The 15,228-nt window shown below is 61.8% G+C and carries 12 protein-coding genes and 1 pseudogene; 10 read left to right on the top strand and 3 right to left on the bottom strand.

Features of this window, described 5'->3' with window-relative positions:
• Positions 1-772 precede the first annotated feature (772 nt).
• The gene (locus tag JMY24_RS34920) at positions 773-1,450 is read left to right on the top strand and encodes a VOC family protein (protein WP_128598323.1); all 678 of its coding nucleotides are present in this window, start codon (positions 773-775) and stop codon (positions 1,448-1,450) included.
• 543 nt (positions 1,451-1,993) lie between these two features.
• Here JMY24_RS34920 and JMY24_RS34915 read toward each other — a convergent pair.
• The gene (locus JMY24_RS34915) at positions 1,994-3,028 is read right to left on the bottom strand and encodes an IS110 family RNA-guided transposase (RefSeq protein WP_201703799.1); all 1,035 of its coding nucleotides are present in this window, start codon (positions 3,026-3,028) and stop codon (positions 1,994-1,996) included.
• A 182-nt stretch (positions 3,029-3,210) separates the two neighbouring features.
• Between JMY24_RS34915 and JMY24_RS34910 the strand changes: the two genes are divergently transcribed.
• The 8 genes and pseudogenes from JMY24_RS34910 to JMY24_RS34875 all read left to right on the top strand — a co-directional run bounded on the left by JMY24_RS34910 (position 3,211) and on the right by JMY24_RS34875 (position 12,861).
• On the top strand, positions 3,211-3,807 hold the full coding sequence (locus tag JMY24_RS34910) for a porin (protein ID WP_128598324.1): 597 nt from the start codon (positions 3,211-3,213) through the stop codon (positions 3,805-3,807).
• A gap of 28 nt (positions 3,808-3,835) precedes the next feature.
• Positions 3,836-4,189: pseudogene (locus JMY24_RS34905) on the top strand (transposase); the annotation flags it as partial.
• 756 nt (positions 4,190-4,945) lie between these two features.
• Positions 4,946-7,225: a DUF3141 domain-containing protein gene (locus tag JMY24_RS34900; RefSeq protein WP_201703797.1), complete on the top strand. Its 2,280-nt coding sequence runs from the start codon at positions 4,946-4,948 to the stop codon at positions 7,223-7,225.
• Positions 7,226-7,272: 47 nt separating this feature from the next.
• Positions 7,273-8,214, top strand: coding sequence for a phosphate acetyltransferase (locus JMY24_RS34895; protein ID WP_236597672.1), 942 nt, complete (start codon positions 7,273-7,275; stop codon positions 8,212-8,214).
• A 10-nt stretch (positions 8,215-8,224) separates the two neighbouring features.
• Positions 8,225-9,403 carry an acetate/propionate family kinase gene (locus JMY24_RS34890; RefSeq protein WP_128598596.1) on the top strand — a complete coding sequence of 393 codons (1,179 nt, stop codon included), beginning with the start codon at positions 8,225-8,227 and terminating at the stop codon, positions 9,401-9,403.
• Positions 9,404-9,405: 2 nt separating this feature from the next.
• On the top strand, positions 9,406-10,188 hold the full coding sequence (gene fabI / locus JMY24_RS34885; RefSeq protein WP_128598595.1) for an enoyl-ACP reductase FabI: 783 nt from the start codon (positions 9,406-9,408) through the stop codon (positions 10,186-10,188).
• Positions 10,189-10,538: 350 nt separating this feature from the next.
• Positions 10,539-11,411, top strand: a complete 873-nt coding sequence (locus JMY24_RS34880; protein ID WP_193425451.1) for an MFS transporter — start codon at positions 10,539-10,541, stop codon at positions 11,409-11,411.
• A 109-nt stretch (positions 11,412-11,520) separates the two neighbouring features.
• Positions 11,521-12,861: a tetratricopeptide repeat protein gene (locus tag JMY24_RS34875; RefSeq protein WP_193425448.1), complete on the top strand. Its 1,341-nt coding sequence runs from the start codon at positions 11,521-11,523 to the stop codon at positions 12,859-12,861.
• Between the two features lie 95 nt (positions 12,862-12,956).
• Here JMY24_RS34875 and JMY24_RS34870 read toward each other — a convergent pair whose 3' ends face one another.
• Positions 12,957-13,115 (bottom strand): hypothetical protein, encoded by a 159-nt coding sequence (locus JMY24_RS34870; RefSeq protein ID WP_164853880.1) that lies wholly within the window; start codon positions 13,113-13,115, stop codon positions 12,957-12,959.
• A 400-nt stretch (positions 13,116-13,515) separates the two neighbouring features.
• Between JMY24_RS34870 and JMY24_RS34865 the strand changes: the two genes are divergently transcribed.
• On the top strand, positions 13,516-14,121 hold the full coding sequence (locus JMY24_RS34865) for a hypothetical protein (protein ID WP_128598594.1): 606 nt from the start codon (positions 13,516-13,518) through the stop codon (positions 14,119-14,121).
• A 408-nt stretch (positions 14,122-14,529) separates the two neighbouring features.
• Here JMY24_RS34865 and JMY24_RS34860 read toward each other — a convergent pair whose 3' ends face one another.
• Entirely contained in the window at positions 14,530-15,174 is a 645-nt protein-coding gene (locus tag JMY24_RS34860; RefSeq protein ID WP_128598593.1) for a hypothetical protein, read from the bottom strand.
• Positions 15,175-15,228: the final 54 nt, after the last annotated feature.

Genomic DNA, 15,228 nt, shown 5'->3' with positions numbered 1-15,228 from the left:
GGTTAACGCCAGCTTCCAGGGTGTCCATGTCTTTCGGAATGACGACAAGTCCATTCGGCCTGAGCCGACGTTCGTGTATCGACGCTGATATGCCCGCTCACTGCTGCAGACCGGTCGTTCGCCGAAAACAACCGCGAACGGCTGCTATGGTCTTCGATGGATGCGTACTTTCGACCAACAAGAGACAGACCTGATTCCAGGAACCAGTCATTCACGAGGACCGCGGATTTAATCGAAGCGTTTATTTACGCGCGTCCGGTAGGAATTTCTTAACTGAACCCCGGCTGCGGGACGAAGCAGGCCGCCTGCCAGCAAAACAATTTACCGACGCAAGGGACGCCGGCTGCGCCCTATTTCGAGGCAGAGGCTGTTTCTTCGAAGACATGCTGCGATAGGAAACATCTCGTCTTTCGCGCTCTGCCACGAGAAGTCATGAGGCTTTTGACCATCGCCTTTCGAGGACCACGGCCGAGGTCCGTTCCAAATCCGACCGGTAGCGTCACGCCGAGAGGATCTTTTAATTAAACCGACCTACGATATCACTCAGGTCTACGATCGCGGGCGTTGCCAGCGCAGGGGCGCCTTGCGTGTCCGTCGACGCTGGCCTCTGCCGAATTCCCAAACGGCGCCCGCGCCGAACACCGGTCCGGCGTGCTTGCTGTGCTGGACCGGATCCGATCCTGCCCAGCAAATTTCATCCAGCTCTCTTCGTCAAGAGTTGCTGTCGTCGATCGCGAAGGTCGCGTTGCGGCCTAAGCAATGGGAGGTTCACATGAGCAGCGCTGCAGTCGGTACCCCCAACGTGCGGGGCGTGGACATGAAGCTCGAGGTCATCGTCATCCCTGTTTCCGACGTTGATCGCGCCAAGCGCTTTTATGACGGCTTGGGGTGGAGGCTTGACGCCGACTATGCCTCCGACGATGGCTACTTCCGCGTAGTCCAGTTCACGCCGCCCGGCTCCGGGTGCTCGGTCATTTTCGGCAAGAACGTCACAGCGGCCGCACCCGGCTCAGCGCAGGGACTGTACCTGATCGTCTCCGACGTCGAGGCGGCTCGCAAGGAACTGCTGGGACGCGGGTTGGAGATCAGCGGAGTGTTCCACGATGCCGCTGGCGCGTACGCCGGCTCGGATGATCCCTATCTGTTCGGGCGGATCAGGATTAGCGGTCCGGACCCCGAGCATCGCAGCTACCGCTCGTTCGCCTCGTTTAGCGATCCGGACGGCAATGGCTGGCTGTTCCAGGAACTCACACAGCGAGCGCCCGGTCGCCTGGACGCAGACGGCACGACCTTCACCTCTACAGCGGACCTTGCGGCGGCGCTCCGGCGGGCGGAGGCGGCGCACGGCGAGCACGAGAAGCGGACGGGCGGCCAACGCGATGAGAATTGGCCGGACTGGTATGCGGAGTACATGGTTAGTGAGCAGGCAGGCAAGGACTTGCCTTTGTAAGCTGGCGCCTCTGACGATCGCTGCCGCAATCCCGGTCGTCGAGAGCTGGCTGCGCGGCATGAGGGGTGCACGGTGCTACAAGGCGCCGCGCGCTTCGATTCGCAAGGAGACACTTGTAGTGAGTGGCGAACGCCTCCGTGCGCCGCGCATCTACATCAATGTCGGCGGGCGCGCCATCGTCCCGGATCTGCCAGGCATTGAATCGGACGCGTTATGTTGGGCTTGACCGGAACAAGTTACGAATATCGACGAGAAATGGTCGACGATTCAGAGACGGATTTCGATTGATTGCTTCTTTAATTGGGCGGTGATGTCAAGGGTCGATCTCCGATGGTTCGGTTTCGGAAACGTCGTTTGCGCGGGTCACGCTTCTTTCCGCAGTCGGCTCATCAATCACGGCACGCTGCACGCATTGGTCGGACAGGCATGGAGAGCCTCGCTTTTGGGCGCGCTCGGGGCGCAGCAGTCAGTTGCGGCTTCTTCCAGACCATCGTCCACGCTTCGGACGCTCCCAGTGGGATCAATGTTGGTAAGCGGTTTGCATCATGCCGTCGCCTCCATTGAGCCCCAGCGGAAGTCAGATCCGTCGATCCACATCCTGTGCAGAATAACGGCAAGTTTGCGGGCGACGGCGACAACGGCCCGGCGATGCCCACGACTCTTTTCCAGTCGCTTGCCCCACGCCTTGAGCGTGCACCAGGAGGCGCTTCGGGAGACCAGCGCATGCGCGGCGGTGTAAAGCGCGCAGCGCACATCAGGGTCACCAGCCTTCGAGATTCGCCCCGGATTGTCCATTTCGCCTGACTGGTAGCGCCGTGGCGTCAACCCGAAATGGGCCGCAACTGTTCGTGAAGACTTGAAGCGGCTCGGGTCATCAACTGCCGCCTTGAAGGTCAGCGCAGTAATGACGCCGACACCGGGTACGGTCATGAGCCGCTGGCAGACCGGATCGGTCCTGACAATGGCCTTGACTTCGTTATCAAGCTTGAGGAAAGTCCGGTAGAGCACCTGACGCGCTTCAAGCAGCGGAAGAAGGGCCCTGACAAGCAATGCATCAGCCTCTATAAGTGGGCGCACCACACTGTCATACGCACCGTGCGGGACTTTTATCGCGAGCCTGATTCCGAAGACCTTGAGCAAGCCGCGCAGTTCGTTCTCGAGATCGACACATTTTTTCAGAACGGCCTTGCGGCTTGAGAGCAGTGCGCGGATATGGTGACTCTCGATACTCTTCACATGGACGCGGCTATACCAGCCAGTGCGCAGGATCCTTGCAATGCCTCTGGCGTCGTTACGATCCGTTTTATTGCGCATCGCGCTCAATGCTGCGTTGACCTGACGGGCTTCCAGGCAGACCACGTCGAATCCTGCCTGCTGCAGCCCATACGTCAGGTACTGCGTCAATGTGCCGGCTTCGAATCCAACCGTCGAAACGTCGGAGCTGAACGAACGAATCGCCTTTGCAATCGCGCTCACCTCTGCCGGGACCTTCATTTCATACACTACCTGGCCCTGGCCATCAACGATACAAATCGAGACGGAACGCAGCGACACATCCAGCCCAGTGTAGTAAGTCATCACAGCCTCCTTCGCACAGTTGGTTCTGCGATTTTAGGAGCGTCCGACCACCTTCTTGACCGCCCAATTACCTATGCTTTTGGCCGAACGCGGTCGCAAAGCGCAACCTAGGGTTGGCGCGCCACGGAACCCGACAAGTTAAGTTTTTGCGTGGATTAAGCCGGACAACTATATTTAGCCAGATGTGTTCCCATGCGGCTGCCGACTACCCCTCACCAGATACCGCCGCAGCGGCCTACCTTCAGATCAACGGCTCGGCGGCGGCGAGTACCGCTGCAGGAGCAGCAAATCAGAACGTTGCGTCTGATCCGAGCGAGTTCAGGTCGACCGCGGGTGGCGGCAACCTGACGGCGGATGTGCAGCGCACGGTCGGTGCAGGCGTTGGGTATACGTTCGGCCCGGCATCGGCCAACTTCGTCTACACGCACAGCCAGTTTCAGAATACGAGCGCATTCGGCGTGTCGAGCGGTTCGGCTCACTTCGACAACTACGAACTGAACCTAAAGTACGCACTGACGCCGGCGCTCTCGGTCGGCGTGATGGATACATACACGGACGCTCACCTGAACGGTGTGGCGAAGGTCGGTGCCGATCCGAAGTGGAACCATGTGAATGCGATTACGCGCTACTCGCTGTCGAAGCGCACCGAAGTGTACGCTGAAGCAATGTATCAGCATGCAATCGGTAGCAATAACCACGCAGTGATGTACAACGCGGGCGGCGCTTCGGCGACGAGCAACCAGGTGATGGGTGCGGTCGGCATGCTGACCCGGTTCTAAGCAGCACTGCCATCCCGTTCATGCCCCCATCCAGCGGGACGAGTACGTGACGGACACCAAGCCCGTGCGCGTAGTCGATATTTTCATAGATGAGCTCGATCTTCGGAAGCTCGGGTTTGAAGGTGTTGAGCCAGCGCCAACGGGTCGGCCTTCGTATCATCCGGAGGTGATGCTCAACATCTACATCTACGGTTACCTGAACCGTATTCAATCTAGCCGTCGCCTTGAATGTGAGGCCCAGCGCAACGTTGAACCGATGTGACTCACGGGCCGCCTTGCGCCGGACTTCAAGACTATTGCCCGCTTCCGCAAAGACGACGGCAAAGCGATCCGCAGTGTCTCTCGTCAGTTCGTGCTATGCCAGCGTCTGGACCTGGCCGACGTGGCTTCCGTCGAGAGCGTCGCATGAGGACTTCCTACAAATACTTCTGCACCGGCCTGATAGATCGCCGCGGCGACTTTCCAGAACTTCCAAGGCTATTTTCGCTATGCGCTGAGACGGGCGGTCGAACTTTCGGCCGCGTTCACGTATTCGCGCGCTGGTGGAAACGGAGGCCGTGACATTCCCCGTTGGTTGACGGCATCATCGCGCCGTCTTCCAGAGCAATTAGGCGGAGCCGCCGTTGGCTTCAGGCATCGCTTCTCATGGCCCTGGCAACGACCGAATTGCTTGAAAGACCATAGTCACTATGGAGTGCGGGCGCGTGAGGATCGACGCGTCATGCCTGGCTCAGTTCGTGCGCCGTTCTTGAAGTAAGTAAGAACGGGCGGGTGGACGGATCATGGACAAGAAGTCTGCCGCGCCGCGTCCTGACGACCTTGTTCCGCGGCGATTCACACCGCGTCAGCGATCATAGGTCTTTTCGATTTGCCTCAGCAGTCGTCTCCGTCTACACTGATTCGGCTGACGCAATGCAACAAGAACCGCGCCGGGCCGCTTTCGCGAGATGGTTGCAGAGTTCGCCGCGCCCTACACGCCGCGTCACGCTATTGCCATATTTATCGCTGATCTTGATCGACACCGCGTCTCTCACAAGGCGCGATGCGCCTCGCCCTGGTTTCACGTCGACTGTCCTTCCGCACGAAACCGTGCGATAACGACGGCGGCGCCGACTCTCCGATGGAGTTCGAAGCGATCATGAATCAGTCCAGTCCGGCATCGGTTCCCGTCAATCCTCCCGCGACACCCTTTCCCAGCGGGTTCGCCCCGGCGCAGGCCGCCATCGATTACATCGTCGACGCCTGGCAGCGAGGCATCCTCTTCTCCGACGTGATGCGCGAGCGCGGCAACCAGTATCAGGCCCACTTGCTGGAACGCGCACCGAACGTGCTTGATTTCGGCACCGAGCTGGTCGTCGATGGGCGCACGCTGCCGCGCCCCGTCAACTACGGCCTCGTTCGCATCGCCGCCCCCGACGATCTGAAGCCCGACCGCGACGCCATCGGCGCGCACGATCCGGGCCGGCTGCGTCCGTTCATCGTCTTTGACCCGCGCGCCGGGCACGGCCCGGGCATCGGCGGCTTCAAGCGCGACAGCGAAATCGGCGCCGCCTTGCGGGCGGGCCATCCGTGCTACTTCGTCGGCTTCCTGCCCGATCCCATGCCCGGCCAGACCGTCGAAGACGTGATGCGCGCCGAAGCCACCTTCCTCGAAAAAGTGATCGAACTGCATCCGGACAGCCCCGGCAAGCCCGCCGTGATCGGCAACTGCCAGGCCGGCTGGCAGGTGCTGATGACGGCCGCCATGCGCCCCGAGCTGTTTGGGCCGATCATCGTCGCGGGTGCGCCGGTGTCATACTGGGCGGGCTGGCGCGGCAAGAATCCGATGCGCTACTCCGGCGGGACGCTCGGCGGCTCGTGGCTCACCGCGCTCACGGGCGATCTTGGCGACGGCCGCTTCGACGGCGCCTGGCTCGTGCAGAACTTCGAAAACCTGAACCCGGCCAACACGCTCTGGCAGAAGCAATACAACCTCTACGCGAACGTCGACACCGAGGCATCACGCTATCTCGGCTTCGAAAAATACTGGGGCGGTCACGTGTTCCTCAACGCGGCCGAGATGCAGTTCATCGTCGACAACCTGTTCGTCGGCAACCGGCTCGTCAAGGGCGAGATCGTCACGTCGGACGGTATCCGCCTGGATCTGCGCAATATCCGCTCGCCCATCGTCGTGTTCTGTTCTTATGGCGACAACATTACGCCGCCGCCGCAGGCGCTCGGCTGGATCACCGACCTGTATCGCGACGACGCCGATCTCTTCGGCCACGACCAGACCATCGTCTATGCGACGCACGACAGCATCGGGCATCTCGGCATCTTCGTGTCGAGCAGCACGGGCAAGAAGGAGCATCGCGAGTTCGTGAGCAACGTCGACCTCATCGACCTGCTGCCCTCGGGCCTGTATGAAGCGCATATGGGAAAGCGGACCGACGCCACGCCGCACGCCGAACTCGTTGAGGGCGAGCACGTGCTGTCGATTTCGCGGCGCAGTATCGACGACGTACGCGCGATCGTGCAGCCGGATCCGGAAAGCGACCGCCGCTTCGCGACAGCGGCTTACGTGTCCAACTTCAATCTCGGCCTGTACCGCAGCTTCGTGCAGCCGTGGGTGCATGCGTCCGTGACGCCGTGGGGCGCCGACCTCGCGAACCGCTTTCATTCGCTGCGCGTGCCCTATGAATCGTGGTCGGACCGCAATCCGTTTGCATCGAGCGTCGCGCGTTTGGCCGAGGACGTGAAGCAAGCGCGCACGAGCGTCGCCACAGACAATCCGTTCTGGCAGATGCAGAACGCGATGTCGGATGCGATCGAAGCGTCGCTCGACTTCTATCGCGATACGCGCGATACAGCCGTCGAACAGATGTTCGAAGCGGTCTACGGCATGCCGTGGCTGCAGGCGATGGCGGGCCTTCCTCCGCGAGGCGACGACGAAGCCGCTGCCCAATTGACCGAGCCGGGCGATTCGGAAGAACGCAGCGCGTCGATCGCCGCGGTGCACGAGCACCTGCGCGAGGACATGACGAAGGGCGGCCTCCTCGAAGCGAGCGTGCGCGCGTTGCTGTTCATGCGGCGCACGCATGGCGAGGCAGACGAGCGCCGTTTCAATCTCGCGCGCGAGATGCTCGGCACGCTCTCCGATCGCGGCATCCTGGCGTTCAAGGATGTCGTGCGCGAACAGGTGGCGCTGCTGCGGCTTGACACCGACGCCGCCATCGACGCGCTGCCCGGCATGCTGGCGAACGCCGCGCCGGCCGACATCCGCGACGCCGCGCGTCGCATCGGCGAGCTCACCACGACACTCCCGCTCGATGACCACGAACGCGCCGACCTTGTGCGCGTGCTGTCGATTTTCGAGTCGGCATCGGAAGCGACGGCGAAGCCGACGCGGCGTTCCGGAACGCGCCAGCAGATCGAGTGACGTGCCCCGCCGCGCGCGGGCAACACTGTAAATCGAGGGCACATGACATGGAACACAGGCGTGAGAAGTACGAGCGACTCGTCGCGTTCGCCGCGACACTGCCGCCAACGCCGACCGCCGTCGCGCATCCATGCGATCACGATTCGCTGTGGGCGGTGATCGAGGCGGCGCGCCTCGGGCTAATCGCGCCGATCCTCGTTGGGCCGCGCGAGAAGATCGAAGCGGCCGCAAGGGAAGGCAACCTCGATCTCGGCGACCTGACCGTCGTGGACGCGCCGCACAGTCACGCGGCCGCAGCCGCCGCCGTGCAGCTCGTGCACGAAGGACGTGCCGAGGCGCTGATGAAAGGCTCGCTGCACACCGACGAACTGATGGGCGCAGTGGTCTCGCGCGCGACGGGCCTACGCACCGAGCGCCGCGTGAGCCACTGCTTCGTGATGGACGTGCCCGGCCGCGAGGACGCGCTCATCATCACCGATGCGGCCGTCAACATCTCGCCGACGCTCGACGAGAAGCGCGACATCGTGCAGAACGCCATCGACCTCGTGCACGCATTGCGTTTCCCCGAAGCGCGGGTCGCGATCCTCTCGGCGATGGAAACGGTCAATTCGAAAGTCCCTTCGACGCTCGACGCCGCCGCGCTCTGCAAGATGGCCGACCGGCGGCAGATCACGGGCGGTATTCTGGACGGCCCGCTCGCCCTCGACAACGCGATCAGCGAGGAAGCCGCCAAAATCAAGGGCATTTCGTCGCCGGTCGCGGGACACGCGAATGTGCTCGTGGTGCCGGACCTCGAAGCCGGCAATCTGCTGGCGAAGAGCCTGTCGTTCCTCGCGCACGCGGACGCCGCAGGCATCGTGCTCGGCGCGAAAGTGCCGATCATCCTGACGAGCCGCGCCGATTCGGTGCTCACGCGGCTCGCATCGTGCGCGGTCGCTTCGCTCGTCGCGCTCGCGCGGCGCGAGAAAGCTGCCACCGGCATCGGGTAGGGGGAATCGCATGGACGTCGTTATGGTCATCAACTCCGGCTCGTCCAGCATCAAGTTTCATGCGTTCTCGGTGAGCGGCGGCGCGCTTGATCCGATCGCGGGAGGCAAGCTCGAAGAGCTGTACACGAAGCCGCACTTTCACGCGAAGCGGCAGAACGGCGAAGTCATCGAAGACAGGGGCTGGCTAGCCGATGAAAGTCTCGGCCACGACAACGCGATCGCGTTCCTGCTCGACTGGCTGCGCGCGCATGCGGGCGAAGAGAAGCTGCTCGCCGTCGGACATCGCGTGGTGCATGGCGGTGACCGCTATTCCGCGCCGGTTCGCATCGATGCGAAGGTGATGGGCGAACTCGAAGCGTTCGTTCCGCTTGCGCCGCTGCATCAGCCGCACAACCTCGCGGCAATCCGCTCGACCGAGGCGCGCAAACCGGATGTGCCGCAGATCGCCTGCTTCGACACCGCGTACCACCACACGCAGCCGGCCGTCGCGACACGCTATGCGCTTCCGCCCGACATCACCAGCCAGGGCGTGCGGCGCTACGGCTTTCATGGACTCTCTTACGAGTTCATCGCGAGCGCGTTGCCGCAATACAGCCAGCGAGCCGCACGCGGCAAGACGGTCGTGCTGCATCTCGGCAACGGCGCGAGCATGACGGCGCTCGACGGCGGCAGGAGCATCGCAAGCACAATGGGCTTCACCGCCGTCGAAGGGCTCGTCATGGGCACGCGCTCGGGCACCCTCGATCCCGGCGTCGTGCTGTGGATGATGCAGCAGGCGCACATGGATACCCACGCAATCGAGACGCTGCTGTACAAGCGCTCGGGCCTGCTCGGCGTCTCCGGGATATCGAGTGACATGCGCGCGCTGCTCGCGAGCGACGAAGCCGCCGCGGCAGAAGCTGTCGACCTGTTCTGCTACCGGATATCGCGCGAACTCGGTTCCCTGACGGCTGCGCTGGGCGGGCTCGATGCAATCGTGTTCACGGCGGGCATCGGCGAATTTGCGGCGCCCGTGCGCGAGCGCGTGTGCCGCGCGGCGGCGTGGCTCGGCGTATCGCTCGATGCGGATGCGAACGCGAAGCGCGGACCGCTCATCAGCACAGCCGAAAGCGCCGTCGAAGTCTGGGTCATTCCGACCAATGAGGAACTGATGATCGCCCGCCACACGCTCGACCAACTGGAGGCATGAGCATGGACCCGCTTACCGCGCAGCCGTTCTCGCAACGCAAGGTACTGATCGTCGGCATCGCCAACGAGTATTCGATCGCCTACGGCTGCGCGCGCGCATTCCGCGAGCTTGGCGCGGAACTCGCCGTGACCTATCTCAACGACAAGGCGAAGAGCTACGTCGAACCGCTCGCGGAAGAACTCGGCGCATCGATGCTGCTGCCGCTCGACGTCTCGAAGCCCGGCGAACTCGAAGCGGTGTTCGATACGATTCGCGAGCGCTGGGGAAGGCTCGACGTCGCCGTGCATTCGATCGCCTTCGCGCCGAAGGTCGACCTGCAAGGCGGCCTTCTCAACAGTTCCGCCGAAGGCTTCTCGCTGGCGATGGACATCTCATGCCATTCGTTCATCCGCATGGCACGGCTCGCCGCTCCGCTGATGGACGACGGCGGCTCGATGTTCGCGATGAGCTATCTGGGTGCCTCGCGCGTCGTGCCCAATTACGATCTGATGGGGCCGGTGAAGGCGGCGCTCGAAGCGTCGTGCCGCTATCTCGCGCATGAACTCGGACCGAAGCGCATCCGCGTGCATCCGATCTCGCCGGGGCCGTTGAAGACGCGCGCCGCGTCCGGGCTCAAGGACTTCGACCTGCTGCTCAACGAAGCGGCCGCGCGTGCGCCGATCGGCGAACTCGTGGACATCATGGACGTCGGCTACACCTGCGCGTTTCTCGCGACGCCGTACGCCCGGCGCATGACGGGCAACACGATCTTCGTCGATGGCGGCGTCAGCATCATGAATAGCTGAATAGCCCCGGCCGTGTCGCGCACGTGAAACTGCTGATCAGCGGACTGCCACGCCAGATGCTGAGGTTCACTATTTCTGCGCTAACGACGCCCATCTATTCTGCGAATGGGTTATTTGCGTATGTTTTTGATTTTTCGTTGCACAACATGGTGCGCTGGTGCAACTGCGTCATTCGAAGACTGCGGGTCGGTCGTGCTAATACGGTTGGCTAGTGCGCTAATTCCGCTAAGGTGGCGATAATAGCGCGACACAGACTACTTCCATGAAACCGTTGCCGCGCAAGGCCTTGGTTGTTAGTAGAGGCACATTTTGGCCTGCTGGCCACGACCGTGAACATGGTGGTGCAAAGCATGCTCACCGCCGACCGGATCAGCGCCTCGGGATGGCGCATCGGCTTCCTTATTGGCGGCATGGTTGGCCTGTTGAGTTTCGCGCTGCGCCGTACGCTTGCGGAAACCGATGAGTACGCGCAGGCCATCGGCGCTCGACACCGTGAACCGCTGGCCGTGCTGTTTCGCAGCCATCTCAAGCCGGTCGCCACGGGTGTTGCCGCGTGCTCCCTGGTGGGTGCATCGAGTGGCATGTTCATCGGATTCATGCCAAGTTATCTGCAAGGACTTCACTACGAAGCACGGGAAATTGCGAGCGCGCAGACCCTGTATCTGATTGCTGTCGCGGCTTGCATTCTCATCACGTCCTATGTTGGCGACCTGTTGCCGCGATACTACGTGTTAAGAGCGGGGGCCGTCCTGTCGGCTCTGCTTACGCCGATCTTCTTCATCGCGGCCGCCCGTTATCACGTGAACCTGACCGCCTGGTTCATCCTGGCCGGTACGGTGACTTCACTGGCAAACGGAGTCTATGCGTGCGCAATCGCCGAAATGTTTCCCGTCGACGTCAGATTCAGCGGCCTCGCGACCGCCATGAACCTCGGATTGGCTGCCTCGCTCGGCCTCACTCCCCTTGCCGCTCACATCGCCGCTTCAAATGCTCACTGGAATCCCGGGCTGCCGCTCTACGAATTGCGTCGCGGCGGCGAGATGGTGCGACTCGAGCGGCTGCCAATGGAACTGCTGATGCTGATGGCATCGCGTCACGGGCCTCGCAGACGAGACTTCGGCCAACATCGGCATTCTCCACCCGGAACAGATTCTGGTCATCGCCAGGACGACCGCTGCACGCTATCGCCGGTCGGAAAAGAGCATCTCCGAGATCGCGCATGAGCTAACCGTCGATTATGTGCTCGAGGGCGCGCTGACGCGTGAGGGCGCAAGAATCCGCATTCTGGCGCAACTGATACGCTCTTTTGATAAGGTCCAGATCTGGAGCCGCGTGCATGAACCGATCGCAAGAGGCGCGCTTGATATTCAGAAAGAAGTGGGCGCCGCGTTAGCTCAAGAGGTGTCCCCGGCGCTCGCGGAGCAACAGCAGCACCGGCTGGCGAGGCGCCTGCCCATCGATCCGTCGGCGCACGATGCATATCTGCGCGGGCGCTACTACTGGACCCGGCGAGTTCACTTCGACGCGGGGTTCGCTGCCCACCACGGATTGAGCGACGAAGACTTCATTCGCGCGCATGGCTACTTTGAAACCGCCGTCAACCTCGACCCGACTTATGCGCTCGGCTACGTCGGCCTGTCGAACATTTTCGGATCGACCGCGACGCACGGATTCTATGCGCCGTCGCAAGGCTATCCGAAGGCACGCGAGGCGGCATTGCGAGCACTCGAACTCGATCCGAACCTGCCCGAGGCCCATCAGGCGCTCGCCGGCGTGCACTACTTCTACGACTGGGACTGGCGCCGGGCCGAGGAGGAATTTCTCGAAGCGTTGCGGCTCAATCCGAGCCATGCCGAAACGAGCCGCCTGTACGCGAGGCTTCTGATCGTGCTCGGACGAGAAGCCGAAGGACGGGCGCAGTTCGAGCTCGCCGAAAAGGTCGACCCGCTCGGCTTCGAAGGCTCGCGGCTGCTCGGTCTCGTACAGTCGGGCAGATACGACGAAGTCATCGGGGAATATCTTAAGGCTGGGCATGGCAACCGGTCGCCGCTGATCTATCAGTTGCTGGCAACCGCCTTCGAGGTTCGCGGGCAATACGAAGAAGCCGTCGAAGCCACGATCGATGCGCTCACGCGCTGCAACGAATTCACACGGGCATCGACGATTCGAACCGTGTGGGATTCGGGCGGTTATGCGAAGGTCCTGCAATGGTATTTGCAGGACCTGATGGCGCGGCGTCAGCGGAGCTATACGTCCCCGTTCCTGTTCGCCGAGATTTACGCGAGGCTCGGCCAGCAGGACGAGATGTTCCATTGGCTCGGTGTGGCACTTGCCGAGCATTCGCCGCGCCTGTGTGAACTCGCACGAGCGCATGGTTTCATCGCTATCGATCGATGGGACGGTTCAGGGAGGTGCAAAAGCGTATCGGCTATCAGGATGGCTATCGCATGCCACCGGCGGACGCCCCGTCCGCCGCACTGGGCCAAGGGCGACGTTCCGGTGACGCGTCTCCCCGACCGCCCTATGCGAAGGGCCGGCCTGACCCTTGAAGTGTTCGGCTCAACGCGGCCAATTTCGGCCGCTCGCCTCTGCTATGCGTGTGGCCATTCGAGCGTCTTCATGTACTGGTCAACGGAAGTCGGTTCAGCGTCGTGCCGATCGCGTCATCGATAACTCACCGACTGTGTCTTTGTATCGCGCTGCATCAGAAACTGAACCTGTTCTTTCGAGCCCGATTTCCCCGTTGCCCGCAAGAGTTAACGATTTCTTCAGATACCGTCGATGGTTCTGTTCGCGGTCCAGTCGCAGCATGGCCATAGCGATGCCGGCACGAGGCCTCCTGTGCTGAAGAGCAGCCGTCCGGGACCGCCTTCGAGGCCAGTCATGCTCTGACCGTGCAGTTCACCTTTGCAGGAGTAAATGGACATGAGGACAATCCGAATTGCTGCCGCTTGCACGCTTGTCGCCCTCGTCACGGTGCCGTCGTGGGCGCAGGACAAGATGGCAACGTCGCAAGCCGAACCGGCTGCCCAGGACGTCGGAGGCGTTGCAGATACGCCGAAAGGAGAGGCGGGGCACTCCATGACTTCTACCCGGCAATCTGCCGATGTGTCCGGAAACTGGCCGCAAGCAGAGCTAAGCCGTGTGTCAAGTAGTCCGTTCAGTCACCACTGAACACCGCCTTCGTGCTTGCGATGCGAATTTGAGGCAGCACGTACGTGCTCGCTCTGAACATCGGCACGGCGCACGGTCGCCTCATCTTGCCAGGCAATGGACACCTGTGCGCCGTGATGTTTCGCGCCCGATCTGGGCGACAAGGAGCTTATCGTGAAGATCAAACAATTCAGCATTCTGTCAGCAACCGCCGTGGCGCTTCTCTTACTCAGCGGCGCCGCGCAGGCTGACGGTCCGGGTGGCCACGACGGACACGGCGGCTCACGCGGCCTTTGTTCGAACGCAACGCTCAGAGGACCGTATGCATTTACCGGTCACGGTGAAATCATCGGATTGATAGGACCGAACAATAAAGTTGCTCCCTATGCGTCCACGTCGATTCTTGATGACGTCGCCCTCGTGACGTTCGATGGCACGGGCGGCTTCACGCGCACCGACTTCGGCATGATCGGCGGGCTGCCGAAAGGGGGCCTGACAACCTTCAATCCAAACCAGAACGGAACATACTCAGTGAACTCCGATTGCACCGGCACCATGAAGATCACTTATACCGCCGGGGGAGCCGTGCCGGCGGGTGTCGAAACTGACCTGAACATGGTCATCGCTGCGGATGGGACGCTCGTCGAATCCGTTGTTTACAGGGCGGTCACTGTCTCCGGCACGAGCGGAGACGGCTCGGTAACGTGCCCGCAGTATTGCGAGCAAGCTGTGCAAGAAAATTTCGAGGGGAAGAAGATCGTTGTCTACGGCTTCCGCTAATCGGGCTCCAGATGGGCTCGCGCTCGCTGAGGCGCTTGCCATGAGCGGCGCTGAGCCCGGCCTTGGGCGCAGATTATCGGTCCTTTACTTCCCGCACCGTCTGCCTGGGCGATAGGGTCACTTCCCCGACCTGTCGCAATACGGAGGCCGCCCGTGCTCGCAATGCGGATGGACATCGCGCCATCCACATGATCATGGCTGCCTTGGAAGTCCGAGCGCCGATCACATGACCACGAGTGTGAGTCCGTTTCTTGAGGCGCAGCGGATGTTCGAGCGTCGACGTGATGGGCTTGCTGAACGTCTCTTGGTGGCCGATCGCGGAAGCCGCAATCAAGCGGTGAGCCCTGCTTTCGCCTCCGTCAAGCCGGGTGCAGTATTTTGCCTCGGGAACAGCGCCGCCAAAGCGGCTCAATTCTGGATGTTTTCCTCGCAATCGTTCCAGTACCGCAGCGGGTCGCGATGTTGTGGATAGCGTAAGTTGAGCCACGCTGACAGCCTGGTCCAATCTGGATGATTGGTACCGGTCTGAGCGGACCAGATCGATGACCGCTCAAGAATCTGACCGTTCCCGCGATCACGGACAAGCAGGCTGCCTAGTCCGCTTGAACTGTTCGCTTGTGACTCAATAAGATACCGCGGCAGAATTTTGAGTTCAGCATCCGCAGCCCAACCGTATAAGGCGCGGACCACGCCAGACGGATCTCTCAGCTCTATGGGGCCGCTTTCCGGGCGAACGGCTGTCCATCCTTCGGGAAACTCGGTGACAACCTCGTTTTTACCTTCCCTCACCCACTTCACGCGCCATGCCCGGACCATCGCCTCGCGCATGCGAGACACCGACTCGTAGCCAACAGGCAACTCGATCGCCATCGGAAGCGTAATGAGGTTGTCTTTCCAGAGTTTGGTTTCGTCGTCGACGCGCTCGACCACGTCGAATGCTCCTGCTTCGAATGGGTTCTCGGGCCGGCCCGATGCTCTCACGTTGCCGCCGGGCAATCCCTCGAAAAGGCGCTCAGCATCATGGCGGGTAAGTTTTGTCTTTCCTTTCTTCATGGGCCTTCCTTACAGCAAGGTTGTTGTCGCGCTAACGCCTGGGCCCTCATGATT

The sequence above is a fragment of the Paraburkholderia kirstenboschensis genome (assembly GCF_904848585.1).
Lineage (GTDB): Bacteria > Pseudomonadota > Gammaproteobacteria > Burkholderiales > Burkholderiaceae > Paraburkholderia > Paraburkholderia kirstenboschensis.
The sequence above is the reverse complement of the archived record's forward strand: the minus strand, read 5'-3'. Positions and strand labels throughout refer to the sequence as shown.